This window comes from Paraburkholderia sp. RCC_158 (assembly GCF_041355255.1).
In the GTDB taxonomy this organism is placed as follows: domain Bacteria; phylum Pseudomonadota; class Gammaproteobacteria; order Burkholderiales; family Burkholderiaceae; genus Paraburkholderia; species Paraburkholderia graminis.
In genome coordinates this window covers 469,745-496,664 of the sequence record NZ_JBFUPM010000002.1, presented here as the reverse complement: position 1 = coordinate 496,664, position 26,920 = coordinate 469,745, and the positions used below count along the sequence as shown (strand labels likewise).

The window sequence follows — 26,920 nt, the reverse complement described above, 5'->3', positions numbered from 1 at the left end:
TCAGCAATGGCTACCGGCGATAACTCGACGGCCCTTGGCTATGCGGCAAGCGCCAGTGCTCTGAATTCGGTTGCGCTCGGTTATGCAGCAAGCACGAGCGCTTCGAATTCGGTTGCGCTTGGGTATGCAGCGACCGCGTCCAGTAACAACGCGTTTGCCGGCGGACCGGCAGCAAACGCAGCGGGGGATAACTCCACGGCCTTGGGCTATGCGGCAAGCACCAGCGCATTGAATTCCGTTGCGCTCGGTTATGCAGCGACCGCGACAAGTAACAACGCGTTTGCTGGCGGTGCGTCAGCAATGGCTATCGGCGATAACTCCACGGCACTTGGCTATGCGGCAAGCACGAGCGCCTCGAATTCCGTTGCGCTCGGCTATGCAGCCACGGCGACCAGTAACAACGCGTTCGCCGGCGGTCCGTCAGCAATCGCAGCGGGCGACAACTCCACGGCCTTGGGCTATGCCGCAAGCACCAGCGCTATGAATTCGGTTGCGCTCGGCTATGCAGCGACCGCGGCCAATAACAACGCGTTTGCTGGCGGTGCTTCGGCAGCGGCAGCGGGCGATAACTCGACGGCCCTCGGCTATGCGGCAAGCACGAGCGCCTCGAATTCCGTTGCGCTCGGCTATGCAGCCACGGCGACCAGTAACAACGCGTTTGCCGGCGGTCCGTCAGCCATCGCAGCGGGCGACAACTCCACGGCCTTGGGCTATGCGGCAAGCACCAGCGCTCTGAATTCGGTTGCGCTCGGCTACGCAGCGACCGCGTCAAGCAACAACGCGTTTGCCGGCGGTCCGTCAGCAATCGCAGCAGGCGATAACTCGACAGCCCTCGGCTATGCGGCCGCGACAACGGGCTTGAATTCGGTTGCGATTGGCTATGGCGCGGCTGCTTCGACCGACAACAGCGTTGCGCTGGGAGCTCAGTCGACGACAGGCGCGGATCTCACGAAGCTAGGCTATGTCCCCACAGGCGCCGATCCGGCAACGATCGCCGGTATGAGTGCAAAAGGCGAGGTATCGGTTGGCTCTCAAGATAACGAGCGCCGCCTGACCCATGTCGCGGCTGGTGTGGACCCGACCGATGCAGTCAACGTCAGCCAGTTGCAGGCAGCCACTGCAAGCGCCTCACGCTACTTCAAGGCCAACGGCAACGGCCTTAACGATGGCTTAGACGACGCCTCGGCTACCGGCGCGAACGCTGTCGCGATCGGCAGCTCCGCGCTGGCAACCGGCGAAGCAAGCTTCGCCGCCGGCACGAGCGCCCAAGCCCAGGGCAAATTCAGTACCGCCGTCGGCGGGTTCGCCAGCGCGACCAACGACGGCTCCACTGCCCTCGGCTACCAGGCCAACGCGGCAAGCGACAACGCCACGGCCGTCGGTTATCAGGCAAGCGCACTCGCGACGAACTCGGTGGCACTCGGCCAAGGCTCGCTCGCCGATCGCGGCAACACCGTGTCCGTTGGGTCTGCCGGCAACGAACGTCAGGTCACCCACGTGGCCGCCGGAACCGAGGCAACCGACGCCGTCAACGTGAGCCAGCTGCAAGCCGTCAGTGCAAGCGCCTCGCGCTACTTCAAGGCGAACGGTAACGGCCTTAACGACGGCAAAGACGACGCATCGGCTACCGGCCCGAACGCTGTCGCGATCGGCAGCTCGGCGCTGGCCGCTGGGGAAGCAAGCTTTGCCGCCGGCACGAGCGCCCAAGCCCAAGGTAAATTCAGTACCGCCGTGGGCGGCTTCGCCAGCGCGACCAACGACGGCTCCACTGTCCTCGGCTACCAGGCCAACGCGGCAAGCGACAACGCCACGGCCATCGGTTATCAGGCACGCGCGCTCGCACCGAACTCGGTCGCATTGGGCCAGGGCTCGCTCGCCGATCGCGCCAACACCGTCTCCGTTGGCTCTGCGGGCAACGAACGTCAGATCGCCAACGTCGCGGCCGGCAGCGCCGACACCGACGCCGTCAACGTCGCGCAGTTGAAAGCCGTAAGCGACCAGGGTGCCGCGACCGCCGCGAAGCTGGACGGCGCCGTGACGTACGACCGCAACGCCGACGGCAGCGTGAACAAAAGCAGCGTCACGCTCGGCGGCGAGTCCGCGAGCGGCGGCACGATCATCCACAACGTGGCCGATGGCGTCGCCGCTTCCGACGCCGTGAATGTCAGGCAACTCGATGCAGCGATCAGCGGCGCGGTCAACAACGCCGTCGTCAATGCGGCGAACCCGTTCTTCAGCGGCGAAGGCAATCGCGACACCGAGGGCGCCATTTCATCGGGCGTGCACTCGGTCGCAGGCGGCGCCAACGCACAGGCCACTGGCACGAACGCGAGCGCAATCGGCGCGAATTCGGTGGCAAGCGGCAACAACGCGAGTGCAATCGGCGCGAACTCGGTCGCGAGCGGCAACAACTCGACGGCACTCGGTGCGACCGCCGCGGCAAACGCGGACAACTCGGTCGCGCTGGGCCAAGGCTCAGTCGCCAATCGGGCGAATACGGTATCGGTCGGCGCGGGCGGTCAGGAGCGGCAGATCACCAATGTCGCAGCCGGCGTGCAAGGTACGGACGCGGTCAACGTCAACCAGTTGCAGCAAAGCGTGAGCGGCGCGGTCGGCGAGGCGCACAACTACACCGACGACCAGATCCGCTCGGCCCGACGCGATTCGTATGGCGGCACGGCATCGGCGCTGGCGATGGCCGGTTTGCCCCAGGCTGTGCTGCCTGGCCACGGCATGGTCGCGATGGCCGGTGGCACGTATGGCGGCCAGTCGGCGCTGGCCATCGGCGTGTCGCAGTTGTCCGAGACCGGTAAGTGGGTCTACAAGCTGCAAGGCAGTACGGACTCGCGCGGGCAGTTCGGCGCGTCGCTGGGTGCAGGCATGCACTGGTGAAAAACGGGCGTCGTGGAACCGGAGCACGGCCGTCCGACACCCACGACGCCGGGTAAAGCAAACGTAGTGTGCAGGTAGCCCCAAGCCCAGCTCCGGCTTGGGCACGTTTGCGCGTGATGCGCTCCTACAAGGAAAGCATCACGCGCCTTTTTCAGCATCGAAGAAGACGTGAAAGCGAGAGAGTTCGCGTTGCAACGGCCCCCGCCCCGCACACAAGAACGAGGCAAAAACGCAGTGGCGAGCCAAACGATCGCACTACGAGAAGACGCCCGATCGCGGCCACTCACTGCTCATGCGAACTCATGCGAACGACGGCACAAACCTCGCGCCCCGGAAAAATCATCGCGCTCCGGAAAACTCAAAACCGCCGCCCGCACCTTCCCCCACCTCACCGCTGCATCGAATCCCAAACCTTATAAAGCCGCTTGACCGACACAGGCATCGGCGTGCGCAACTCCTGCGCGAACAGCGAAACGCGCAATTCCTCCAGCAGCCAGCGGAATTCGGCAAGACGCGCATCCAGCACGCCGCCGCGCTGCGCGACCGCGCGTTGATAGTTCTGCAACAACGGTTGGAATTCGGCGAACTGCCGTGCATCGCGCGCGGGGTCCGCTTTCAGCTTGTCGATTCGCAGCGCAATGCCCTTCAGATAGCGCGGAAAATGCGTCAATTGCGAATACGGCGTATCCACCACGAACCGCTTGCCGATCAGCGCGTCCAGTTGATGCTGGATATCGGCGTACGCCGCCGTGAACGACTTCGCCTGCACGAGCTTTTTCAGCACGCTCGCGTATTCGCCGAGAATCTGCCCGACCAGCCGCGCAATCTCCTGAGCCAGCAACGTGAGCCGGCTGCGCCCTTCATCGCGGCGCGTATGGAAGCTAACGTCGTCGTCCGGCAACGGATCTTGCAGGCACGCACGATCGAGCGCGGTGTCGATCAACTGATCGCGCAACTCTTCCTGCGTGCCGCGCGTCATGAACTGCATCGCCATTTCGCGCAAGCCCGGCAGATTTTTCTCGAGATACTTGATCGGTTCCTTCAACTGCAAAGCGAATAGCCGACGCAGACCCGCGCGATGAATCCGCGCCGCCTCATCGGGGGAATCGAACACTTCGACATCACAATGCGTACCGCGATCCACTAGAGCCGGATAACCGAAAAGCGTCTGTCCGCCGCGGCGAATTTCGAGCAACTCGGGCAGCTTGCCGAAATTCCACGTCGTCAGGTTTTCGTACAACGCGGTGCCGCCGGCGCCTTGCGTCGCAGTCTGCGGCCCCGGCGCCGGAGCGCCCTTGCTGCGCGACGCCGCACCGGCCGGTGCAGGTGCCGCCGCCTGGCCGCGCGTGCCCGCAACATCCGCGAGCGCCGCACCCGCCGCGCTCGACGCAATCTTCTGGAAATGCTGCTGCGCCTGCCCGCCGAGTTCCGCGCGCAACTGCGCCAGGTTGCGGCCCATCGCGAGTTGCCGCCCGTGTTCGTCGACAACCTTGAAGTTCATGAACAGATGCGGCGGCAAGGTTTCGAGCTTGAAATCCGCCTGCTTCAGCGCGACCTGCTTTTGCTCGCGCACATCGGCGATCAGCGCTTCGAGCAAGCCGCCCGCGGCAAAACGCGGCGCGGCGTGCCGCTCGACGAAACCAGCCGCGTATTCCGGCAGCGGCACGCAGTGGCGCCGCAACTTCTGCGGCAATGACTTCAGCAGAAGATGCGTCTTCTCCTTCAGCATGCCGGGCACGAGCCACTCGCAGCGCCGCGCGTCGACCTGATTCAGCGCGAAGAGCGGCACGGCGAGCGTGACGCCGTCGCGCGGCGAACCCGGCTCGAAGTGATAGCTGAGCGCCATGTCGACGCCAGCCATCGTCATCCGTTTCGGGAACAGATCGGTCGTCACGCCCGCGGCTTCGTGGCGCATCAGATCGTCGCGCGACAGATACAGCAGACGCAGCTTGTCCTCCGCCTGGCCGCTCTTTTTCACTTCGTCGCGATACCAGCGCTCGAACGCCGCGCCGGTGTAAATGCCCTTCGGCAGCGTCTGATCGTAGAACGCGAAAATCAGCTCATCGTCGACGAGCACGTCCTGGCGACGCGACTTGTGTTCCAGTTGTTCGATGTCGGCGAGCAGCTTACGGTTGTGCGCGAAAAATCCGAGCTTCGTGTCGAATTCGCCTTCGACAAGCGCGCCGCGGATAAACAGCTCGCGCGCCCGCGCCGGGTCCTGCTTGCCGAAGCTCACGCGGCGCCGGTGATAGATCGGCAGCCCATACAAAACCGCGCGCTCGAACGCCGACACCTGCGCCGCGCGCTTCTCCCAATGCGGCTCGGACAGCGACTTCTTCAGCAGATGCGCGCCGATTTTCTCTATCCACTCGGGCTCGATCCTCGCGATGCAGCGCGCGTACAGACGGCTCGTCTCGACCAGTTCCGCGGCCATCACCCACTTGCCCGCCTTCTTCACGAGCGCCGAGCCCGGCCACAGATAAAACTTGATGCCGCGCGCGCCGAGGTAATACGGCTCGTCGTCGGCTTTCAGACCGATGTTGCCGAGCAGACCCGTCAACAGCGCAAGATGGATCTGCTCGAAGGTCGCCTCGGCTTCGTTCAGACGCCAGCCGTGTTCGCGCACGACCGTCAGCAATTGCGAATGCACGTCGCGCCATTCCCGCAGACGCAATTGCGACAGAAAGTTCTTCCGGCATTCCTCGTGCAACTGCTTGTTCGACTTCTTGTGCGCGATGGCTTCGTCGAACCAGTTCCAGATTTTCAGCCACTGCAGGAATTCCGAGCGCTCGTCGGCAAAACGGCGATGCGCCTGGTCGGCCTGCTCCTGCGCCTCGATCGGACGGTCGCGCGGGTCCTGCACCGACAACGCGCTCGCGATGATCAGCACTTCCTTGAGCGACTGCTGATCGCGCGCGGCGAGAATCATCCGGCCGACGCGCGGGTCCAGCGGCAGACGCGCGAGTTCGCGGCCGAGCGGCGTGAGCTGATTGTCGTCGTCGACGGCCCCGAGTTCGTTCAGCAGTTGATAGCCGTCGGCGATCGCGCGGCCTGGCGGCGGCTCGATAAACGGAAACGTCTCGATCGCGGTCAGATGCAGCGACTTCATGCGCAGAATCACCGACGCCAGCGACGAGCGCAAAATCTCCGGATCGGTAAAGCGCACGCGGCTCTGATAATCGCTCTCGTCGTAAAGACGAATGCAGATGCCGTCGGCCACCCGCCCGCAACGCCCCGCCCGCTGATTCGCGGCGGCCTGCGAGATCGCCTCGACCTGCAACTGCTCGACCTTGTTCCGATACGAATAGCGCTTCACGCGCGCGAGGCCCGTGTCGACCACGTAGCGAATGCCGGGCACTGTCAGCGAGGTTTCCGCGACGTTCGTCGCGAGCACGATGCGTCGCGCGTTCGAGGTGCGGAACACGCGCTCCTGCTCGGCGGCGGACAGGCGCGCGAACAGCGGCAGGATTTCCGTATGCGGCGGATGGTGCTTGCGCAGCGCCTCGGCGGCGTCGCGAATTTCGCGCTCGCCCGGCAGGAAGACGAGCACGTCGCCGGGGCCTTCGCGGCACAGTTCGTCGACGGCGTCGACGATCGCTTCCATCAGATCGCGGTCGCGCTCCTTGCCGGATTCGCGCGGGCTTTTCGGCCGGTCGCCACGCGACGCGCCAGACGAACCAGACGAGCCCGAGGTGCCCTGCGCCGCCTTGATCGCCGGGCTTTCTTCCGCGACCGGACGGTAGCGCACCTCGACCGGATACAGCCGGCCGCTCACTTCGATCACCGGCGCGGGTTTCTCTTCACTGCCGAAGTGGCGCGCAAAGCGGTCGGCGTCGATCGTCGCCGACGTCACGATCAGCTTCAGATCGGCACGCTTCGCCAGGATTTCCTTCAGGTAGCCGAGCAGGAAATCGATGTTCAGGCTGCGCTCATGCGCCTCGTCGATGATCAGCGTGTCGTACGCCTTCAGCAGCGGATCGGTCTGCGTCTCGGCGAGCAGAATGCCGTCCGTCATCAGCTTGACGGATGCACCCGGCGACAGATTGTCGGTGAAGCGCACCTTGTAGCCGACCACTTCGCCGAACGGCGTGCCGAGTTCCTCGGCGATGCGCCGGCCCGTCGCCGAAGCGGCGATGCGGCGCGGCTGCGTGTGGCCGATCAGGCCGGCGCCGCCCGCGCCGAGACCGCGCCCGAGCGCGAGGCAGATTTTTGGCAACTGCGTGGTCTTGCCCGACCCGGTCTCGCCGGACACGATCACCACCTGGTTTTCGGCGATGGCCTTCGCGATTTCATCGCGGCGGGCAGATACCGGCAGCGCTTCGGGGAAGGTGATCGGCGGAATCGGGTTCGGCTGGACAACACGCGGCTCGCGTGGCGGACGCGGCGGACGGGCTTCCTGCGGCTGACGTGGCGCGCGCTGCTGCGGCTCACGTGGCGGACGCGGCCCACGCGGTTCTTGCGGCTGGCGTGGCGCACGCGGTTCACGTGCTTCACGCGGCTCGCCTGCTTCGCCAGACCCACCCGATCCGCGAGACTCAGCATGCTTCGCTTGCTCGGCGCGACTTTTTTCCTTCGCGGACGCCTCAGCGCCAGACACGGCACTACGCGGCTCGCGCGCCTTGCGGGGCACGTCCGGCTTGCCGCGGTTCGCGTCCTGGTCGGGGCGGCGCTTGGCGTCGCCGGCCTTCGTTTGATCGGCGGCCGGCGCCGCATTCTCGTTCGCCGCGGCGGGACTTTTGGGTACATTCGACATGGGGGCGCATTATAATCCCGGGCATGAATTCCCAAACCGACCTCGTCCCCGCGCCCGCGAGCGTTCCGGCCCCCGACGGAGCAACGGAACAGCTTGCACAGCACGCGCAATTCGTCGACTGGATGCGCTCAGTCGCCCCTTATATCCACGCGTTCCGGAACAAGACGTTCGTCGTCGGTTTCGGCGGCGAAGTGGTGCATCAGGGGCTCCTGAATGCGCTCGTGTCGGACATCGCGCTGTTGCAGGCCATGGGCATCCAGATCGTTCTGGTGCACGGCTCGCGTCCGCAAGTCGAGGAGCAGATGAGCCTGCACGGCGTCGAGTCGGAGTTTTCGCACGGCATGCGCATTACCGACGCGCGCGCGCTCGAATCCGCGAAAGAAGCCGCCGGCGAAGTGCGTCTGGACATCGAGGCGGCCATCAGCCAGGGCTTGCCGAATACGCCGATGGCGCATGCGCACATCAGCGTCGTGTCGGGCAACTTCGTGACCGCGCGGCCGGTCGGCATTCTCGACGGCGTGGACTTCGCGCACACCGGCGTGGTGCGCAAGATCGACGCCGATTCAATCCGTCATTCGCTCGCGAGCCGCAAGCTCGTGCTGCTGTCGCCGCTCGGTTTTTCGCCGACCGGCGAGGCCTTCAATCTCGCCATGGAAGACGTCGCCTCCGCGGCGGCCATCGCATTGCGCGCCGACAAGATCGTGTTCCTCACCGAAACGCCCGGCCTCATGCAGGCAGGCGAAGACGGCACGGAACTGATCCGCGAACTGTCGCTCGACGACGCGTACAAGCTGCACGAAAGCGGCGAAGTCACCGGCGACGCGGGCTTCTATCTGAAGCACTCGATCCGTGCATGCCGCGGCGGCGTGGCGCGGGCGCACATCATCCCCTACGCGCTCGACGGCAGCCTGCTGCTCGAACTGTTCCTGCACGACGGCGTCGGCACGATGATCTCGTACGAGAACCTCGAAAGCCTGCGCGAAGCGACACCGGACGACGTCGGCGGCATTCTCGCGCTGATCGAGCCGCTCGAATCGGACGGCACGCTCGTGCGGCGCGGGCGGCATCAGATCGAACGCGACATCGACCATTTCTCGGTCATCGAGCACGATGGCGTGCTGTTCGGCTGCGCGGCGCTGTATCCGTACACGCAGGAACGCATCGGCGAAATGGCGTGTCTGACGGTGGCGCCCGAAGCGCAAGGCACCGGCGACGGCGAGCGCCTGCTCAAGCGCATCGAGCAGCGCGCGCGCGCCCGTGGGCTCACGCGCATCTTCGTGCTCACCACGCGCACCGAACACTGGTTCCTCAAGCGCGGCTTCGTCAAGGTCACGGTCGACGACCTGCCCGAAGACCGTCGCCGGCTGTACAACTGGCAGCGCAAATCGCTCGTGCTGATGAAACAGCTCTGAGCGGTCGCCAGCAGCGACTGCCCGTTCAATCGAATTCACTAACCCCTTTTTCATGGGACCGGAGTAAGGGCTCAAGCACCCGACTCCCGTCGACACAGGAGAAGCACAGCATGACTCGTATGGTTCAATGCGCGAAGCTCGGCAAGGAAGCCGAAGGCCTCGATTTCCCGCCGCTGCCGGGCGAACTCGGCAAGCGGATCTACGAAAGCATTTCCAAGGAGGCGTGGCAAGCCTGGTTGAAGCAGCAAACCATGCTGATCAACGAGAATCGTCTGAATATGGCCGATCCGCGCGCGCGCCAGTATCTGATGAAGCAGACCGAAAAGTTCTTCTTCGGCGAAGGCGCGGATACGGCGCAGGGTTATGTGCCGCCGGCGAGCGAGTGAACGCGGGTTGAGCGCCGGGTGAACGCGGAGCGCTGAGTTTCTTTATCAGCATCAGCGTCCTCTCGCAGCGTCAACCGCAGCGACGAAATCCGCGCCACCGTGCGCGGATTTTTTTCGCCTCGGAACTCGCGCCGAAACCATCGGCGCGCCACCCCCAAAACTCCCCAAACGGTACATTTTCGAACCGTTTTAAGCCCCTTCTGGAGACCGCCGCGATCGCCTGAATCCCCCACCGGGCAAGGGATTGCGCGCCTGCGCCAAGGCTCCCGGCCAAAACCGGGTTTGCACGATCCTCTGTCATCGTGCTAACATGTGCATCGTTCCAACAGCAATTCACCTTCATTCGCGTTCTCTGACCTTGCGACACCAAGTGCTTGCACTGCGCGTGTCCATCGCGATGGAACAGTTTTTATACAAGAAGGCTTGTCGGTCGTATCGTCGTTTGAGATTGCCCTGAAGCTGCCCTGAGGTCATCCCCAGAGGCAAACCAGGCGGCGAATAAAGCACCGGCCTTTTTCGTTTCAAGCCTTCCAGTGGCGTGCGGTCCGGCTTCAGCCACCCGCGTCCTCATGCGCTTGCCCCCTTCACGGCCAGGCAGGCGCAATAGTCAGCACAATCTAGACGAGTGTTTTTTCGCGACCAGGCTCGCGAGGCACGGGCGTTTGCTGCTTTTGCGGCCCTGGCTGCGCGTCGCGTTTCTTTTTACGCGCGCCCGCTCTTTCGCCGTCGCGGCGAAGAGGCCTTGCCCCGTTTGCGAAACTGCACTTTCCAGCAACCGTGGCGGAACGCATCATGAGTTTCGTCGCAGTCATCGGAGTTTTTACCTTGACCGCTTCCAGCAACGGCTTCTGGCGACATCACAAACAAGAACAACGCCTCTCTCTCGACGACATCACCGTCGTCGACAAGTCTCTCCTCAAGCGTGCCGTCGGCGCCATGGCGCTCGGCAACGCAATGGAATGGTTCGATTTCGGCGTCTACAGCTACATCGCTGTGACGCTCGGCAAAGTGTTCTTCCCGTCGTCGAACCCGTCCGCCCAGTTGATCGCGACCTTCGGCACGTTTGCCGCGGCGTTCCTCGTGCGGCCGGTCGGCGGCATGGTGTTCGGCCCGCTCGGCGACCGCATCGGCCGTCAACGCGTGTTGGCGATGACCATGATCATGATGGCGCTCGGCACCTTCGCGATCGGGCTGATTCCGAGCTACGGGTCGATCGGCATTCTCGCGCCGGCCTTGCTGCTCGTCGCGCGTCTCGTGCAAGGCTTTTCGACGGGCGGCGAATACGGCGGCGCGGCGACCTTCATCGCCGAATTTTCGACGGACAAGCGCCGCGGCTTCATGGGCAGCTTCCTCGAGTTCGGCACGCTGATCGGCTACGTGCTCGGCGCGGGCACGGTCGCCGTGCTGACCGCGACGCTGTCGAACGAGGCGCTGCTGTCGTGGGGCTGGCGTGTGCCGTTCCTGATCGCCGGTCCGCTCGGGCTCGTGGGTCTTTACATCCGCATGAAGCTCGAGGAAACGCCCGCGTTCAAGAAGCAGGCCGAGCAACGCGAAGCCGAAGACAAGGCGCTGCCAAAGCAGTCGCTGGGCAATCTGCTCGTGCAGCAATGGAAGCCGCTGCTGTTGTGCGTCGGCCTCGTGCTGATCTTCAACGTCACCGACTACATGGCGCTCTCGTATCTGCCGAGCTATCTGTCGGCCACGCTGCACTTCAACGAGTCGCATGGTCTCTTCATCGTGCTGCTCGTGATGGTGCTGATGATGCCGGCGACGCTCGCTGCCGGCCGTCTGTCGGACGCGATCGGCCGCAAGCCGGTGATGCTGTTCGGCTGCGTGGGTCTCTTCGCGCTGTCGATTCCGGCGCTGCTCCTGATCCGCATGGGCACGCTGCTGCCGGTGTTCAGCGGGCTGATGATTCTCGGCGTGCTGCTGTCGTGCTTTACGGGCGTGATGCCGTCGGCGCTGCCGGCGCTGTTCCCGACGAAGATCCGTTACGGCGCGCTCGCCATCGGCTTCAATGTTTCGGTGTCGCTGTTCGGCGGTACGACGCCGCTCGTGACCGCATGGCTCGTCGACCGCACCGGCAATCTGATGATGCCCGCGTACTACCTGATGGGCGCGTCGCTGATCGGCATCGTGTCGGTTGTCGCGCTGCGCGAAACGGCACGCAAGCCGCTGCTCGGCTCGGGCCCGTGCGTGGCGACGCGCGCGGAAGCGCACGCCGTGCTGCGCGGCGAACGCGAAGCGGAAGAGATGGACGAAGGCTACGCCGCGACCGCTACGGCGCGTGCGTGATTTAAGGGCGAACTGCGGCGCTTGTTGAGAGCATCGCAAGTAGTGCAAGTAGTACAGGACGGGCCGGCATTGCAGCCGGCCCGTTTTCATTTCAGCAGCGGATCGACGCGTGCCTCGGCCCGCGCGCCTTCGATTGTGAGGATGCCGGCCGAAACCGGCAGCTTGAAGCGCCGCGGGCCTGCGCTGCCGGGATTGACGAACAGCACGCCGTCGCGCTCGCTAATCGACGGCTTGTGAGAGTGTCCGGTCACGACCACGCCGATACCTTCTTTACGCGGATCGGCCGGCACGTCGGCGATATCGTGCACGACGAGGATCGTGACCTGCTGCACGGCGAGCGTCGCATGCGTCGGCAGCGATGCGGCCCACTCGCCGACGTCGTTATTGCCGCGCACCACGGTGAGCAGTGCGATTTGCGCGAGCGCGTCGAGCACCGCTTCGTTGCAGATGTCGCCGGCGTGGATGATCGCGTCGCAACCCGCGAGATACGCGAGCGCCTCGGGCCGCACGAGGTTATGCGTGTCGGAGATGAGGCCGATGCGGGCTGGCGGCGGATGGGGTGTGGCTGAAGTCATGACGACAGTATCCGTGAAGCCCGGGCTGGTTCGCAAACCGCAAACGATGCGCGCGCAGACGGTAACTCGCCGGCGCGCGCGCAATCAATCCACTGGCTGCCGCAACGAAGCTTCACGCGACACCTCTTGCGCGGGCCGCCTCGCATCCGGCATGCGCCGCGTCGCGCCGTGCACGACGATGCACACCGCCGACGCACACGCGAAGCTCAACCACACGCCATAGCGCGGCAGCAGCACCGCGGTCACAGCGAAGAACGCGGCGAACGAGCCGCGCCCGACCACCATGCCGCGCATCAGCAACGCGACAAAATCGGGTCCATGCTCGCGCTGCGCCGACACGGCGAGCACCATCCCAAGCAGCGGAAACACGGAAAGCAAGCCGCTCCACGTCGCGCCCATCGACGCCGCCAGGCTTGTCACCGCGAGTGTCAGCAACGCGCCCGCGAGCATACGCACCACGAGATCGCCGAAGCCGGCGCGCGTGGCCGGCACCTGCCCCGTCGCGCGTGGCAAGCCGCATTGCGAAACCGCGACCGCCACGCAAGCCACGGCGACAGCCCACGCGAGCGACGCGGGCAGTCGCGTCAACAACAACGCCGCCACGAACCACCCGCTCATGCCCGCGACCAACGCAAGCGGCCACGAGAAACGGCGGCAACTCCACGCATACGCAAAGTTGAAGGCTTCCGACGCGGCGATCGCCGCAATCGACGCCACCGACGCCTGCGCCGCGAACGACGGCCCTCGCGCGAGCGCAAGCAGCAGCACGATCGGTCCGGCGACGACCGGCAGGCCCGCGAGCCAGCCCGCCACCGACGGCCCCCACAAGCGCGCCGCCATCGTCAGCGCGGCGAGGAACGCCGGCACGAGCGCAAGCTTGAGCGCCAGCACGCTCAACCTTCCAGCACGTGCTCAATCCGCCGATCCGGCACGAGCCACCACGCAGCAGCGAGCGTATAAAGCGCCGCCGACATCATCGGCGCAATGAACGCGAGCGCGATGCCCGCCAGATAGATCGCGACCGACACCCTGCCCTTGAAGTCGTTGCCGACCGCCTTCGCAAGCGCCGAGTCGAGGCCGTGCTGACGGATGAGCAAGCGCGTCAGAATGAAATAGGCGATCGCCGACATGAACAGCACGACGCCGTACAGCGCGGTCGGCCACGAAGCGAGATGGTTCTCGCCGACCCAATGCGTGACCGCGGGCAGCAGCGACAGCCAGAACAGCAGATGCAGATTGGCCCACAGCACGCCGCCGCTGACCTTCGTCACGGCATGGAACAGATGGTGATGATTGTTCCAGTAGATGCCGACGTAAATGAAGCTCAGCACATAGGCGCAGAACACCGGCAGGAGCGGCCGCAGCGCGGCGAGGTCGAAGCCTTCCGGTACTTTGATTTCCAGCACCATGATCGTGATGATGATGGCGATCACGCCATCGCTGAAGGCTTCGACGCGTCCCTTGCCCATCGGCGGTTCCTCGAGTGAATGCGGTTGAATGCGGGTTCAATGCGGATTCAATGCAGGCTGAATGCGGACCGCGCGCATACATCGCACGCACGGCCCGCGCCGCTCGCGATTATCCGCGATGCCGCAACGCGTTGTCGATCCACGTCTTGAGATCGGCCTCTTGCAATCCGCCTCTTTCGAGCCGCGCTATTCCAAAGGCTTCAGACCGTCGAGCAGCGTAGGAATCAATTCGCTGATGGTCGGGTGGATATGCATCGCGTATTGCAAGGTCGGATACGGCGCGCCCGCCGTCATGATGTCGATGAACGTATGGATCGCCTCGTCGCCTTCTATGCCGTGGATCGCCGCGCCGAGAATCTGCTTGCTGCGCGCGTCGACGAGCACCTTCATGAAGCCGTCGGTTTCGCCGCGTTCGCGCGCGCGGCCGACGCGCGACATCGGCATCGTCGCGATCAGCGCGTCGCGGCCGCTTTTGCGCACGTCGTCCTCGGAAAGCCCGACGCGCGCAAGCGGCGGATCGACGAATACCGCATACGCCATGATGCGCGTGTCGACCGTGCGCGCGCCGCCGTCGAGTAGATTGGCCGCGACGATCTGGTAGTCGTCGTAGGACGTATGCGTGAACGCGCCGCGTCCGTTGATGTCGCCGATCGCCCACACGCCCGGCACGTTGGTGCGCAGTTGGCCGTCGACGGGAATCGTGCCGTGCCGGTCGGTCTCGATGCCGGCGGCGGCCAAGCCGAGGTCGTCGGTATTCGGTTCGCGGCCGGTCGCGAACAGCAGATGCGACGCCTCGAGCGCCGGCACGTTCTGCTCGAAGCCGATGCACACTTCGTTCTCGCGATGCGGATGCGGCTCGACGCGCGAAGGCTGCACGCCGAAGCGGAACTCGACGCCTTCGCGGGCCAGCACCTGCTGCACGGACTCGGCAAGATCGGCGTCCTCGCGCGTGAGCACCCGCTCGCCGCGCACCAGCACGATCACTTCGCTGCCGAAGCGGCGAAACACCTGCGCGAATTCGAGCGCGATATAACTGCCGCCGACGATCACGAGCCGGCTCGGCAACTCGGTAAGCTCGAGCAGACTGGAGTTGGTGTAATAGCGGATTCGCTCGATGCCTTCGAGCCGCGGCACCACAGCGCGCGTGCCGGTATTGAGGAAAATTTCGTCGGCGCTGATTTCATGCAGCAGCGCGCCGTCCGGTCCGCTGACGGAAACCGTATGCGCGCCCGTGAAGCGCGCATGGCCGTTGAACACCGTCACGTTTTCGGTGCCGCGCAGCCATTGTTCGACGCCGTCGCGCGACTGCCCGATGATCTTGTCCTTGCGCGCCTTCACCGCCGACAGATCGACGTTGACCGAACCGCTCACCAGCACGCCGAGCCGCGCCGCGTGGCGCGCGACGTGCGCCGCGCGCGCGCTCGCCACATAAGCCTTGGTCGGCGTGCAGCCGACGTTCACGCACGTCCCGCCGAACGCCGCGCGTTCGATAACCGCCGTGCGCCGGCCGCTTTCGGCAAGACGCACGGCAAGCGGCGGGCCGCCTTGTCCGGTGCCGATCACAACTGCGTCGAAGTGCTGTGCCATGACGACTCTCCTTGCGGCTCGCGTGCGGGTCGTTGCATCTTACGCCCAGTCGCCGCCGCGCTCATGTCGACGCTCATGTCACCGCTCACGTCACCGCGCTTGTCACCTCTCACGTCGCCGCATACGCATCCGCCAACGCCCGCGCATAAGCGCTCGCGCCGACTGGCCGGCTGTACAGATAGCCCTGCTGCTTGTCGCAATCGATCGAGCGCAGAAACGCCGCCTGCTCGGGCGTTTCCACGCCTTCCGCGGTGACGTTCATGCCGAGCGAATGCGCCATCGCCACCACCGCCTGCGTGATCGCAATCGAATCGCGATGATCCGGCAAGCCCGCGACGAACGACCGGTCGATCTTCAGGTTATGCAGCGGAAAGCGCTTCAGATACGACAGCGACGAATAGCCGGTGCCGAAGTCGTCGACGGAAATACGCACGCCCGTCGCGCTCAGTGTCTGCAACATCGGCAACACGGTGTCGCTGTCGCTCATCAGAAGCCGCTCGGTGATTTCGAGTTCGAGCGCCGCCGGGTCGAGCCCGGACTGGTCGAGACAGCGCCTGATCCGCTCGACGAGGCCGTCGTTGAACTGGCGCGGCGACAGGTTCACCGCGACGATCAGGTCGGGCGCGAGCGTGCGCCGCCAGCGCGCCGCCTGCTCGCACGCGTGCGCGAGCACCCATTCGCCGATCTCGGCGATCAGCCCCGCGTCTTCCGCGACTGGAATGAACTCGGCAGGCGACACGTTGCCGAGCTCGCTGTTGTACCAGCGCAAGAGCGCCTCGGCGCCGATGGTGCGGCCCGCGTGGCTGTCGACGATCGGCTGATACACGAGGCTCAGTTCGCCGCCGGCGAGCGCGCGCCGCAGCGACTGCTCGATCACAAAGCGGCGCTGCAGTTGCTGATTGAGCTCGGCGGTGAAGAACTGGAAGTTGTTGCGGCCTCGCTGCTTCGCGTGATACATGGCCGAGTCGGCGTTGCGCATCAGCGTCGGCGCATCCTGGCCGTCTTCGGGAAAGCGGCTGATGCCAATCGACGCGCCCAGGTAGTACTCGTTGTCCGCCACCGCGAACGGCACCGCGATTTCGTCGAGGATATGACGGGCGAGCGCGATCAGCCGGTCGCTGCAATCGCTCGCGCCGACCACGATCACGAACTCGTCGCCGCCCACGCGCGCGAGCGTGTCGTCGGGGCCGACGCAGCCGGCGAGCCGCTGCGCGACGCTCTTCAGCAACGCGTCGCCGGCCTCGTGACCGGCTGTGTCGTTGACCTTCTTGAAACCGTCGAGATCGACGAACAGCACCGCGACGTTCGCGAATTCGCCGCTGCCGTTCGGCGCACCAGGCGCGAACAGGCTGTTCATCCGCTCGGTCAGATACGCGCGGTTGTAGAGGCCGGTGAGCGAATCGCGGGTCGCGAGGAATTTGAGCTGGCGCTGCGCCTCGCGCACGGGGCCAATATCGGTGAAGGAAATCAGCACGGAGTCGGGCTTGCTTTGGCCCGGCTTCAGGATCGGCACCACGTTTTCGGTGATCCAGATGACTTCGCCGCTCACCAGTTCGACGGCGAGCGTGACGCCGAGCATCGGCTTGCCGGTCGCGAGCACCTGGCTGGTGGGCCGCTCATCTTCCTTCACGGGCGAGCCGTCCTCGTGAAAGCCGCGCACCATCACCGTGCGAATGCTGCGCCCGACGATTTGCGGCCCGGTGCGCAGCATGCGCTGCGCGCTCGGATTGCAGGCGAGCACGACGCCCTCGCGCGACTGCACGACGATGCCTTCGATCAGATGATCGACGACGAGCCGATGATGCTCCTCGCTGTTCGCGAGACGTTGCGCCATCGCGTCCTGATGCACGGCGAGCCCGACGCTGCGGCCGATGTCGCGCAGCATCGTCTCTTCCTGAGCGGTCGGCCGGCGCGGCTCGCGATGATAGACGGCGAACGCGCCGAGCACGGCGCCCGCGTCGTTTTCGAACGGCACCGACCAGCACGCACGCAGGCCGAGCGGCAACGCGAGCGCGCGGAAGTCCGCCCACAGCGGGTCCGTCTCAATGTCCTCGACGACCACGAGCCGCCGCTCGTACATGGCCGTGCCGCACGAGCCCGCGCACGGGCCGATCGCCACACCGTCGATTGCCGCGCTGAAGTGCGCGGGCAGCGACGGCGCGCCGCCCATCCGCACATGCAGGCCGTCTTCGTCGAGCAACAGGATCGAGCATGCCGCGCCCGAACCGAGCAGCGCTTCCGCGCGGTGACACACCTCGTCCAGTAATTCCGGCAACGGCGTATTGCGGGTGATGAGCCGCAATACGCTGCGCTCCGACGCCAGCACCTCTTCGGCCAGATCCGGCCGGTATCGGCAACTATCGGGCGTCGCTCCTGCCTCCATGCGTGATGTCGCTTCGCGGTTCATATATGCGCCCCCCTACCCAACATCGGCAAGATTGTGTAAGCAGCGCACCAGGGTATACCCGTCAAACTCACAGGATTTCCGCAGGTGGCGCTTCGATTTGCCGTGTCTTCCACTATCGCGGCGCCGCACGCGTCGCGCAAGGCAATATCTGGTAATCACTTGCGCTAACCGCTGCTTTTTCCGGCGTCCGCATGACGCGCGATCGGACGATCATCCGTTGCATGAGAAACCCTGCATCGCGTGAACCGTCATGAAAATCGTCCGCCCTCTTCTGATCGCCGCGCTGCTGATCGCGCATCCGTCCGCTCAAGCCGCGAGCTTCGATTGCAGCAAGGGGCGCTCGCTCGCCGAAAAGATCATCTGCAACGATCCCGCGCTGTCGCGCCTCGACGATACGTTGGGCCGACTCTACTGGAAAGCGCGGCGCACGGTGAGCGACCGGCGCGGCTTCATCGTCGACAGCGACAGCAAGTGGGCGTGGCGCGAGGCGAATTGCCGCGACGCCGAGTGTTTGGGGACGTGGTACGCGGCGCGCATCGGCGAACTGGAGCAGGTGATTGCGGGCGTGTGGATGGGTGCTTCGGGCGTCGATCCCACGATGCTTCAATGCACGGCCGCGCATCCCGGCATCGTGATCGGCGAGCAGTGCGCGAGCGTCATCAAGCAGAACGGCAGCCAGTGGAACCACCAGACGCCGCATGGCGGCGACTGGTTCTGCGGGGTCGCGATGTTGGGACGAACGTAGTCATGCGCTGCGCCGTGCGTCGCTTCAGTGAAGGCTCGGCGGCGTGTCTGGATCAGGCGCGGCATCTTCCGCGGCTCCGCTCTCGCCGAAAAGCTCCGCGCATAACTCGCGGCCCGTCTCCGTAAGACGCGCAGTGCCGGCGCCCTCCTCATCGAACATCGTCTCCACGAGGCCGCCGTCGACGAGCGCCGTCAACTGCCGCCGCAGCGCGCTCATCGGCACGTTCGCCTGCTTCGACAGCCTCGCGAGCGACCACGCGCCGCCCGGCGTCTGCCGCGCGGGCCTTTCGCTTTGCGCGCGCCAAAGCTGCGCGAGCACGGCGAGCAGCACCGGATCGATTCCCTCTTCGTCCATTCATGTCTCCTTGTGTTTTATCCGCCGGCCGCCTTGCTTTTCGTGCGAGCGATGCCGGCGCTTCACGTCATCTGCGTGATCAGTTCGCCGAGTGTCTTTAACGCCGCCTCGCTGTCAGCCGTCCACGGATAGCTGTAGTTGAGCCGGATGAAATGGCGAAAATCGTTGCGCGTCGAAAACATCATGCCGGGCCCGACCGTGATGCCGCGCGCGAGCGCCGCCCGGTACAGCTTCATCGAATCGACGCGCTCGGGCAACTCCACCCACAGCACATAGCCGCCTTGCGGCGCGGAGATGCGCGTGCCCGCCGGAAAGAACCGCTGCACCATTGCGCTCATGATGCTCGCCTGCTGCCGATAAACCTTGCGCACATGCCGCAGATGCCGGTCGTAGCCGTCCTGCCGCAAATAATCGGCGACGGCGACCTGCGGCACCGAAGGCGTCGTCAGCGTATTCAGAAACTTGAGCTTCTCGACCTGCGCGCGATAACGGCCCGGCAGCGCCCAGCCTATCCGGTACGACGCCGTCAGGCTTTTCGAAAACGACGCGCAATGCAGCACGAGCCCCTGCGTGTCGAAGCTCTTCAACGTCGACGGTCGCGACTCGCCGAAATACAGCTCCTGATACACATCGTTTTCGATGACCGGAATCTGGTGCGCGGCGAGCAGTTCGACGAGTTGCCGCTTGCGCGCGTCCGGCATCTGAAAACCGAGCGGATTCTGGAAGTTCGGCATCACCATGCAGGCGGCGATCTTCTGTCTTGCGATCACCTGCGCGAGCGCGTCGATGTCGATGCCGTCGACGGGATGCGTCGCCACCTCGATCGCGCGCATGCCGAGCCGCTCGATGGCGTGCAGCATCGCGTAGTAAGTCGGCGATTCGACGGCCACCGTGTCGCCCGGTTTGGCGATCGCCTGCAGGCTGAGGTTGATTGCCTCGGTGGCGCCGAGCGTGATGACGATCTCGCCGGGATCGACGGGCATGCCGTTCTCGGCATAACGGCGCGCAATCTGCCGGATCAGTTCGGGGTTGCCGGGCGGCAGATCGTCGATCAGATTCCAGCTCGCCTGACGGCGCGCAATCGCGTTCGCATACTGATTGATGCGCCGCCACGGAAACAGCGACGGGTCGGGATATGGTGAGCCGAACGGCACGGCGTCGTGCGCGCGGATGCTGCGCAGCGTGGAGAGCACGAGACGGCTCACGTCGACCTCGGCGGCAACCGGGGCAACGGGCGGCGCGGCTTTGCTGTCCGCGCGCCGCGTCTCGGGGCGGAACGCATTCAGCGCCGCTTCGCGCACGAAATAACCGGACTGCGGACGCGTTTCGACGATGCCCCGGCTTTCCAGCAACGCATACGCATGCAGCACCGTCTTGATGCTCACGCCATGCTGCTGGCTCGCCTGCCGCACGGACGGAATCCGCTCGCCCGCCGCGAAGACGCCGCGGCGCACGGACTGGGTGATTTCGTCGGCGAGCTTTTCGTAGAGTTTCAAGGACGTGGCTCAAGGAAAACGGATATCTCGCGCGCCAGTCTATGACAAAACGCAAGAACTGTATCCCTTCCCTTTTTGTTTTTCTGTATGCTGCACTGCGATTGGAACACAGTAGTCTTGGAACATCGGCCGAAAAGCCATGACAAGACCACGCGCGGCAACATCATGAAGAACACCGACATCCGCAATAAATCAGGCGCCGACACCAGCGGCGCCCGCATCGAGCCGTACACGCACCCGGCGGCCGGCTGGGGCGCGCTCAAGTACGTCGCCATCAACCTGATCAAGGAAAAGGTCACGGGCGGCAATTACCGCACGCTGCTCAAGCAGAATCAGCCGGACGGCTTCGACTGTCCGGGCTGCGCGTGGCCCGACCGCGAGCATGCGTCCACGTTCGAGTTCTGCGAGAACGGCGTGAAGGCGGTCGCCGCCGAGGCGACCAGCAAGCGCGTGACGCCCGCGTTCTTCGCGGAGCATACGGTCGCCGAACTCATGACGCAGTCCGACTTCGAACTCGAACAGCACGGCCGCCTGACCGACCCGCTCGTCTACGACGCGATGAGCGACCGTTACGTGCCGATCGGCTGGGACGAAGCGTTCGATCTGATCGCGAGCCATCTGAAGCGCCTTGACGATCCGGACCAGGCCGCGTTCTACACGTCGGGCCGCGCAAGCAACGAAGCCGCGTTTCTGTACCAGTTGTTCGTGCGGATGTACGGCACCAACAATTTCCCCGATTGCTCGAACATGTGCCACGAAGCGACGAGCCGCGGCTTGCCGCACACGGTCGGCATCGGCAAAGGCACGGTCACGCTCGACGACTTCGAACACGCGGACACGCTGCTGATCTTCGGCCAGAACCCGGCGACCAACCATCCGCGGATGCTCGGCGAACTGCGCGAGTGCGCAAAGCGCGGCGCGACCATCGTGTCGATCAATCCGCTGAAGGAGCGCGGGCTGGAGCGTTTCGCGAGCCCGCAGCATCCGGTGGAAATGCTGACGATGGGCAGCACGAAAATCAGCTCGGTGTTTATCCGCCCGAAGGTCGGCGGCGACTTCGCGCTCATCAAAGGCGTGGCCAAGCGCGTGATCGAACTCGATGACGAGGCGCAGGCGTCCGGTCTGGCTCGCGTGCTGGACGTTGCGTTCCTCGCCGAACACACGGTCGGCTTCGAGGCGTTCGCACAAGACCTGCGCGCCGAGCGCTGGGACACCATCGTCGCGGAATCGGGCGTGCCGTACGAAGACGTGCTCAAGCTCGCCGACATCTACGCGAAAGGCCGCGCGGTGATTTCGACGTGGGGCATGGGTCTCACGCAGCACAAGAATTCGGTCGCGACGGTGCAACTGCTGTCGAACCTGATGATGATGCGCGGCAATATCGGCCGGCGCGGCGCGGGGCTGTGCCCGGTGCGCGGCCATTCGAACGTGCAGGGCGACCGCACTGTCGGCATCGAGGAAAAGCCCACGCAGGCGTTTCTCGACCGGCTCGGCGAGGTGTACGGTTTCGAGCCGCCGCGCGAGCATGGGCTCGACGTCGTGAACACGATCCAGGCGATGCTCGATCGCAAGGTGAAGGTGTTTATCGGTCTGGGCGGCAACTTCTCGATTGCGACGCCGGACACGCCGCGCACGTGGGAAGCAATGCGTTCGTGCGATCTCACCGTGCACATCACGACGAAGCTGAACCGCAGCCATCTCGTGCATGGCCGCGATGCGCTGATTCTGCCGACGCTCGGCCGCACCGAGATCGACTTGCAGAACGGCGTCGCGCAAGGCGTGAGCGTCGAGGATTCGATGAGCATGGTGCACATCTCGTACGGCATGAACAAGCCGGCTTCAGAAAACCTGCTGTCCGAAATCGCGATCGTCGCGCGCATGGCGCACGCGACGCTCGGCAGCCACAAGGTCGACTGGCTCGCGCATGCCGCGGACTACGCGCTGATTCGCGACGGCATCGCGAAAGTGATCGACGGCTTTGACGATTACAACGAGCGTCTGAAGCGGCCGGGCGGTTTCCATCTCGGCGTCGCATCGCGTGAACGGATCTGGAAAACGCCGAGCGGCAAGGCGCAGTTCCTCGTGCATGCCATCGCGCTCGACACGCCGATTCATCGCGCGCGCGAGCAGCATGGCGACCGCCTGATGACGCTGATGACGACGCGTTCGCACGATCAGTACAACACGACGATTTACGGGCTCGACGACCGTTATCGCGGCGTATACGGACAGCGGCGCGTGCTGTTCGCCAACAAGGACGACATCGCGATGCTGGGTTTCGCGGCCGGACAGCGCGTGGACATCACGAGCGTGTGGGCCGACGGCATCGAGCGTCACGCGGATGGTTTTTTGCTGGTCGAATACGACATTCCGCGCGGCTGCCTCGGCGCTTACTATCCGGAGACGAATCCGCTCGTGCCGCTGTCGTCGGTTGCGGACGGCGCGGGCACGCCGACTTCGAAGTCGATTCCCGTGTTGTTGAAGGCGTCGGCGCTCGAGGCCGTCGCGGCCTGACGCATCAGGTCTGCGCCTTCGCCAACGCGCGATGCGTGAGGTGAAGCCGCAGATCGAATTCGAACTGATGGTAGCCCGGCTGCATGAACTCGCAGAGGCGGTAAAACGCCTTGTTGTGATCGCTTTCCTTCAGATGCGCGAGTTCATGCACCACGATCATCTTCAGAAACTCCGGCGCCGCGTTTTTGAATAACGACGCGATGCGGATTTCCTTCTTCGCCTTCAGCTTGCCGCCCTGCACACGCGAGATGCTCGTGTGCAGGCCCAACGCGTGGCGCATCACGTCGAGCTTGCTGTCGTACGTGACCTTGTCGATCTGCTCCGCGCTGCGCAAATGCTCGCGCTTCAATTCCGCGCAATACGTGTAGAGCGCACGGTCGGTTTGCACGTCATGCGTATTCGGATAGCGGGCAGCGAGGTATGCGCCGAGTTGATCGTCGGCGATGAGCTTGGTGACTTTGTCGAGCAGCGCGGGCGGATAGCCGCTCAGGTATTTCAAATGATGATGCATGGTCGTGGCCTGGCGTGGGCGGCCTGCGTGTCGAATACTTCGCAAGCAGGTCGCTAAACGGCGAGTTTACACGGCCGTCTCTCCCCTTGCCTCGCGTGCATCAGATGCGCCAGGCGGCGCCGCCAGGAAAATCATGCTGATCGAGCGAGTCCGCGTGAATCTCGATGCTGTAGCCCGGACGCTGCGGCGGCATATAACGGCCGTTGCGGATCACGACAGGATCGACGAAATGCTCGTGCAAATGATCCACGTATTCGAGCACGCGATTTTCCAGCGACGCCGACACGCAGATATAGTCGAACAGCGAAATATGCTGGACGTACTCGCATAAACCGACGCCGCCCGCGTGCGGACACACCGGCACGCCGAACTTCGCCGCCATCAGCAGCACGACGATCACTTCGTTCAGACCGCCCAGCCGGCAACTGTCGACCTGGCAAAAGTCGATCGCATGCGCCTGCAGCAACTGCTTGAACATCACGCGGTTATGACAGTGCTCGCCGGTCGCCACGCCGATCGGTGCGAGCCGCGCGCGAATCGCCGCGTGACCGAGAATGTCGTCGGGGCTCGTCGGCTCCTCGATCCACCACGGATCGAATTGCGCGAGATGCCGCATGTTGGCGATGGCTTCATCGACGTCCCACACCTGGTTCGCGTCCATCATCAGCTTGCGGCCGGGGCCGATTTCCTCGCGCAAAATGCGGGCGCGGCGCATGTCTTCATCCAGATTGCCGCCGACCTTCTGCTTGAAATGCGTCCAGCCCTGCGCGACGCCTTCGCGCGCGAGGCGGCGAATCTTGTCGTCGTCGTACCCGAGCCAGCCCGCCGAGGTCGTGTAAGCCGGGTAGCCTTGCGCGAGCATTTCCTTCTCGCGCACGGCCTTGGTCGCCGCGTGACGATGCAGCATCGCGATCGCCTCGTGCGGCGTGATGACGTCCGTCACATAGCGAAAGTCGAGACAGCGCACGAGCTCTTCGGGGCTCATGTCGACGAGCAGTTTCCACACCGGCTTGCCTTCCGCTTTCGCCCACAGGTCCCACACGGCATTGACGACCGCCGCGGTGGCCAGATGGATCGCGCCCTTGTCCGGACCGATCCAGCGCAACTGGCTGTCCGACGTCAGCGCGCGCCAGAACGCGCCCATGTTCGCGGCAATCTCCTCGAGCGTTTTGCCGACGACGAGCGGCGCGAGCGCCTCCACCGCCCTCACGCAGATTTCATTGCCGCGCCCGATCGTGAACGTCAGGCCATGACCCACGAGCGCTTGCGGCGCGTCCGTTTCGAGCGTCACGTAAGTGGCCGAATAATCGGGCGCGGCGTTCATTGCGTCGGAGCCGTCGAGCGAGCGCGACGTCGGAAAGCGAATGTCCCGCACCGACAGCCGGGTGATGGTAGTGATCGTGGTACTGGTGGTCATGTCACACGCTCCTCGACGGCTGCATTCGGGCGACGATCAATCGTAGAGCACCGCCGCGATCTTCGGATCGTTCATGTTGCTCTTGTCGTACCAGTAAAAGCCGGTATCGACTTTCTTCGGCAGCTTCTCGCCCTTGAGCGCCTTTACCGCGGAATCCACCACGCATTTGCCGATGCCGATCGGGTTCTGCGTGATCGCGCCCGCCATCAGGCCGGAATTGATGTCGTCCTTCTGCTCCTTGCCCGAGTCGTAGCCGATCAGCACGAGCTTCTTGCCCGACTCCTTGACGCCGATTGCCGCGCCTTCCGCGGAACCTTCGTTCGCGCCGAAAATGCCCTTCAGGTTCGGGTTCGCCTGAATCATCGCCTTGGCGATCTCCGCGGATTTCAGGTGGTCGCCGCCGCCGTATTGCACGGACACGATCTTCACGTTCGGATGCTTGCTCTTCATCTGGTTCACGAAGCCGTCGCGCCGGTCGATGCCCGTGCGGCTCGTCTGATCGTGCACGATCACGCCGACGTCGCCCGCATTGCCGATCGCGTCGGCCATCTTGTCGGCGGCGAGCGCGGCGGCGGCGAGATTGTCGGTCGAGCAGGTCGTGAGCGGGATGTCGCTGTCCACGCCGGAGTCGAATGCGATCACCGGAATCTTCGCCGACTGCGCGCGTCTCAACAGCGGAATGGCCGCCTTGCTATCGAGCGCGGCAATGCCGATGGCTTGCGGTTTTTTCGCGAGCGCGGCAGAGAGCATGTCGATCTGCTTGTCGACCATCGCCTCGGTTTCCGGGCCTTCGAATGTGATTCTGACCTTGTGTTCCTTCGCGCCCTGCTCCGCGCCGGCTTTGACGGCCTGCCAGAACTGATGCTGGAAACCCTTCGAAATAAGCGGGATATAAACGTCGTCGGCATGAGCGAGATTCGCCCCGCCGATGAGCGCGCTCACGCCGAGCACGACGCCGAATGCTTTCCGATTCAACATGGACTTTCTCCTCCTAAGGTGTGGACCTTCTTCTTCTACAGTCGTCGGGGAAGCGTTGTCGCGCCTCCCTTGTTGATATTGTCCGGCGCGTGCTCAGCGCTTTCTGCGCCGCAGGATGTCGGCGTAGACCGCGAGAATGATGATGAGGCCCGTCACCACGATCTGCCATTCCTGGGCGACGGACATGATGCGCAAGCCATTGGTCAGCACGCTCATGATGAATGCGCCGATGATCGTGCCGAGTATCGTCCCCGAGCCGCCCGACAGCGACGTGCCGCCGATCACGACCGCCGCGATCGCTTCGAGCTCGTAGCCCTGGCCGAGCGCCGGCTGCGCCGAGTTCAGACGCGACGCGATGAGCAGACCCGCGATGCCGCAAATCGCACCGCCAAGGCCATAAATGGCGATCTTCCAGCGGTCGACGTTCACGCCTGACAGCCGCACCGCCTCTTCGTTGCTGCCCAGCGCGAACGTGTAGCGGCCGAGCGCCGTGCGATTGAGCGTGATCGAGCTGGCGATCGCGAGGAAGAACAGGATCAGCACCGCGTTCGGAATCGGCAGGCTCGGCACGAAATAGCCGATCAGCGAGTCCTGCGAAATCATGTAGAAGTTTTCGGTGTCGGTGAAATAGATCGGCTTGTCCGCCGACACCACGAGCGACAGTCCCTTGAGCAGCAGCATCATGCCGAGCGTCGCGATGAACGGCGGGATTTTCATCTTCGCGGTGAGCGTGCCGGAGATCGTCCCGCAGATCGCGCCCGTGCCGATGGCCGCGAGCACGCCGAGCCACATCGGCAGATGCCAATACGTGAGGAACACGCCGCAAATCACCGCGGTAAAGGTCATCAACGTGCCGACCGACAGATCGATGCCGCCCGTGATGATGACGAAGGTCGACGCAATGGCGAGCACGCCGTTGACCGCCGTCGCCTGCAGAATGCCGAGGATGTTGTCCATCTGCATGAATGCCGGCGACGCGAAGCTGAAAAACACCAGCAGCAGAATGAGGCTCGCGAAGGCGAGCATCTTTTGCAACGCCGTCGGCGAGAAGATGCGGGCCTTCAGGCCGCTCAGGCGCCGCGCGCCGGTGAGCGCGGAGGAATCGGATTGCACTGTCATAGCGTCCTCT

Annotated in this window: 18 protein-coding genes; 6 read left to right on the top strand and 12 right to left on the bottom strand. The window is 64.5% G+C overall.

Annotation, left to right across the window (positions count from 1 at the left end):
* The first annotated feature begins 6 nt into the window (after positions 1 to 6).
* On the top strand, positions 7 to 2,892 hold the full coding sequence (locus tag AB6809_RS06600; protein ID WP_371026164.1) for a YadA-like family protein: 2,886 nt from the start codon (positions 7 to 9) through the stop codon (positions 2,890 to 2,892).
* A gap of 388 nt (positions 2,893 to 3,280) precedes the next feature.
* On the opposite strand, the gene hrpA is transcribed toward AB6809_RS06600, so the two are convergent.
* The gene (hrpA, locus tag AB6809_RS06595; RefSeq protein WP_371026119.1) at positions 3,281 to 7,645 is read right to left on the bottom strand and encodes an ATP-dependent RNA helicase HrpA; all 4,365 of its coding nucleotides are present in this window, start codon (positions 7,643 to 7,645) and stop codon (positions 3,281 to 3,283) included.
* Between the two features lie 23 nt (positions 7,646 to 7,668).
* On the opposite strand from hrpA, the gene argA reads away from it, so the two are divergent.
* From argA to proP, 3 genes are all read left to right on the top strand, one after another.
* On the top strand, positions 7,669 to 9,057 hold the full coding sequence (gene argA / locus AB6809_RS06590; RefSeq protein ID WP_006051235.1) for an amino-acid N-acetyltransferase: 1,389 nt from the start codon (positions 7,669 to 7,671) through the stop codon (positions 9,055 to 9,057).
* Positions 9,058 to 9,167: 110 nt separating this feature from the next.
* Positions 9,168 to 9,443: an oxidative damage protection protein gene (locus tag AB6809_RS06585; protein WP_006051234.1), complete on the top strand. Its 276-nt coding sequence runs from the start codon at positions 9,168 to 9,170 to the stop codon at positions 9,441 to 9,443.
* Positions 9,444 to 10,235: 792 nt separating this feature from the next.
* Positions 10,236 to 11,738, top strand: a complete 1,503-nt coding sequence (proP, locus tag AB6809_RS06580) for a glycine betaine/L-proline transporter ProP (RefSeq protein WP_371026118.1) — start codon at positions 10,236 to 10,238, stop codon at positions 11,736 to 11,738.
* Positions 11,739 to 11,824: 86 nt separating this feature from the next.
* Here proP and AB6809_RS06575 read toward each other — a convergent pair whose 3' ends face one another.
* The 5 genes from AB6809_RS06575 to AB6809_RS06555 all read right to left on the bottom strand — a co-directional run bounded on the left by AB6809_RS06575 (position 11,825) and on the right by AB6809_RS06555 (position 17,776).
* Entirely contained in the window at positions 11,825 to 12,313 is a 489-nt protein-coding gene (locus tag AB6809_RS06575; RefSeq protein ID WP_371026117.1) for a metallophosphoesterase family protein, read from the bottom strand.
* Positions 12,314 to 12,397: 84 nt separating this feature from the next.
* Positions 12,398 to 13,204, bottom strand: a complete 807-nt coding sequence (locus tag AB6809_RS06570) for a hypothetical protein (RefSeq protein WP_371026116.1) — start codon at positions 13,202 to 13,204, stop codon at positions 12,398 to 12,400.
* A 2-nt stretch (positions 13,205 to 13,206) separates the two neighbouring features.
* Complete coding sequence (locus tag AB6809_RS06565) at positions 13,207 to 13,782, bottom strand: TMEM175 family protein (RefSeq protein WP_371026114.1); 576 nt, start codon at positions 13,780 to 13,782, stop codon at positions 13,207 to 13,209.
* A gap of 186 nt (positions 13,783 to 13,968) precedes the next feature.
* Complete coding sequence (locus AB6809_RS06560; protein WP_371026113.1) at positions 13,969 to 15,369, bottom strand: FAD-containing oxidoreductase; 1,401 nt, start codon at positions 15,367 to 15,369, stop codon at positions 13,969 to 13,971.
* Between the two features lie 109 nt (positions 15,370 to 15,478).
* The gene (locus AB6809_RS06555; RefSeq protein ID WP_006051228.1) at positions 15,479 to 17,776 is read right to left on the bottom strand and encodes a bifunctional diguanylate cyclase/phosphodiesterase; all 2,298 of its coding nucleotides are present in this window, start codon (positions 17,774 to 17,776) and stop codon (positions 15,479 to 15,481) included.
* Between the two features lie 250 nt (positions 17,777 to 18,026).
* Here AB6809_RS06555 and AB6809_RS06550 point away from each other — a divergent pair, with 250 nt between their 5' ends.
* Positions 18,027 to 18,521, top strand: a complete 495-nt coding sequence (locus tag AB6809_RS06550) for a lysozyme inhibitor LprI family protein (RefSeq protein WP_371026112.1) — start codon at positions 18,027 to 18,029, stop codon at positions 18,519 to 18,521.
* A gap of 24 nt (positions 18,522 to 18,545) precedes the next feature.
* Here AB6809_RS06550 and AB6809_RS06545 read toward each other — a convergent pair whose 3' ends face one another.
* Together AB6809_RS06545 and AB6809_RS06540 are read right to left on the bottom strand one after the other, a co-directional pair.
* Positions 18,546 to 18,875, bottom strand: coding sequence for a helix-turn-helix domain-containing protein (locus AB6809_RS06545; protein WP_371026111.1), 330 nt, complete (start codon positions 18,873 to 18,875; stop codon positions 18,546 to 18,548).
* 62 nt (positions 18,876 to 18,937) lie between these two features.
* Positions 18,938 to 20,371, bottom strand: a complete 1,434-nt coding sequence (locus AB6809_RS06540; protein WP_371026110.1) for a PLP-dependent aminotransferase family protein — start codon at positions 20,369 to 20,371, stop codon at positions 18,938 to 18,940.
* A 165-nt stretch (positions 20,372 to 20,536) separates the two neighbouring features.
* Here AB6809_RS06540 and AB6809_RS06535 point away from each other — a divergent pair, with 165 nt between their 5' ends.
* On the top strand, positions 20,537 to 22,885 hold the full coding sequence (locus AB6809_RS06535; RefSeq protein WP_371026109.1) for an FdhF/YdeP family oxidoreductase: 2,349 nt from the start codon (positions 20,537 to 20,539) through the stop codon (positions 22,883 to 22,885).
* A 4-nt stretch (positions 22,886 to 22,889) separates the two neighbouring features.
* Here AB6809_RS06535 and AB6809_RS06530 read toward each other — a convergent pair whose 3' ends face one another.
* The 4 genes from AB6809_RS06530 to AB6809_RS06515 form a co-directional block, all read right to left on the bottom strand.
* Positions 22,890 to 23,396: a M48 family metallopeptidase gene (locus AB6809_RS06530; protein WP_029967545.1), complete on the bottom strand. Its 507-nt coding sequence runs from the start codon at positions 23,394 to 23,396 to the stop codon at positions 22,890 to 22,892.
* Positions 23,397 to 23,496: 100 nt separating this feature from the next.
* Complete coding sequence (locus AB6809_RS06525) at positions 23,497 to 24,795, bottom strand: L-fuconate dehydratase (protein ID WP_107706802.1); 1,299 nt, start codon at positions 24,793 to 24,795, stop codon at positions 23,497 to 23,499.
* Between the two features lie 54 nt (positions 24,796 to 24,849).
* Positions 24,850 to 25,791 (bottom strand): ABC transporter substrate-binding protein, encoded by a 942-nt coding sequence (locus AB6809_RS06520; RefSeq protein WP_053858461.1) that lies wholly within the window; start codon positions 25,789 to 25,791, stop codon positions 24,850 to 24,852.
* A 93-nt stretch (positions 25,792 to 25,884) separates the two neighbouring features.
* The gene (locus tag AB6809_RS06515; RefSeq protein WP_006051220.1) at positions 25,885 to 26,910 is read right to left on the bottom strand and encodes an ABC transporter permease; all 1,026 of its coding nucleotides are present in this window, start codon (positions 26,908 to 26,910) and stop codon (positions 25,885 to 25,887) included.
* Between the last annotated feature and the right edge of the window lie 10 nt (positions 26,911 to 26,920).

Coding starts and splice junctions, on each gene's coding strand:
- AB6809_RS06600 (WP_371026164.1), top strand. CDS start 7: ATGGCTACCGGCGATAACTCGACGGCCCTTGGCTATGCGGCAAGCGCC.
- hrpA (WP_371026119.1), bottom strand. CDS start 7,645: ATGTCGAATGTACCCAAAAGTCCCGCCGCGGCGAACGAGAATGCGGCG.
- argA (WP_006051235.1), top strand. CDS start 7,669: ATGAATTCCCAAACCGACCTCGTCCCCGCGCCCGCGAGCGTTCCGGCC.
- AB6809_RS06585 (WP_006051234.1), top strand. CDS start 9,168: ATGACTCGTATGGTTCAATGCGCGAAGCTCGGCAAGGAAGCCGAAGGC.
- proP (WP_371026118.1), top strand. CDS start 10,236: ATGAGTTTCGTCGCAGTCATCGGAGTTTTTACCTTGACCGCTTCCAGC.
- AB6809_RS06575 (WP_371026117.1), bottom strand. CDS start 12,313: ATGACTTCAGCCACACCCCATCCGCCGCCAGCCCGCATCGGCCTCATC.
- AB6809_RS06565 (WP_371026114.1), bottom strand. CDS start 13,782: ATGGGCAAGGGACGCGTCGAAGCCTTCAGCGATGGCGTGATCGCCATC.
- AB6809_RS06560 (WP_371026113.1), bottom strand. CDS start 15,369: ATGGCACAGCACTTCGACGCAGTTGTGATCGGCACCGGACAAGGCGGC.
- AB6809_RS06555 (WP_006051228.1), bottom strand. CDS start 17,776: ATGAACCGCGAAGCGACATCACGCATGGAGGCAGGAGCGACGCCCGAT.
- AB6809_RS06550 (WP_371026112.1), top strand. CDS start 18,027: ATGAAAATCGTCCGCCCTCTTCTGATCGCCGCGCTGCTGATCGCGCAT.
- AB6809_RS06545 (WP_371026111.1), bottom strand. CDS start 18,875: ATGGACGAAGAGGGAATCGATCCGGTGCTGCTCGCCGTGCTCGCGCAG.
- AB6809_RS06535 (WP_371026109.1), top strand. CDS start 20,537: ATGAAGAACACCGACATCCGCAATAAATCAGGCGCCGACACCAGCGGC.
- AB6809_RS06530 (WP_029967545.1), bottom strand. CDS start 23,396: ATGCATCATCATTTGAAATACCTGAGCGGCTATCCGCCCGCGCTGCTC.
- AB6809_RS06520 (WP_053858461.1), bottom strand. CDS start 25,791: ATGTTGAATCGGAAAGCATTCGGCGTCGTGCTCGGCGTGAGCGCGCTC.
- AB6809_RS06515 (WP_006051220.1), bottom strand. CDS start 26,910: ATGACAGTGCAATCCGATTCCTCCGCGCTCACCGGCGCGCGGCGCCTG.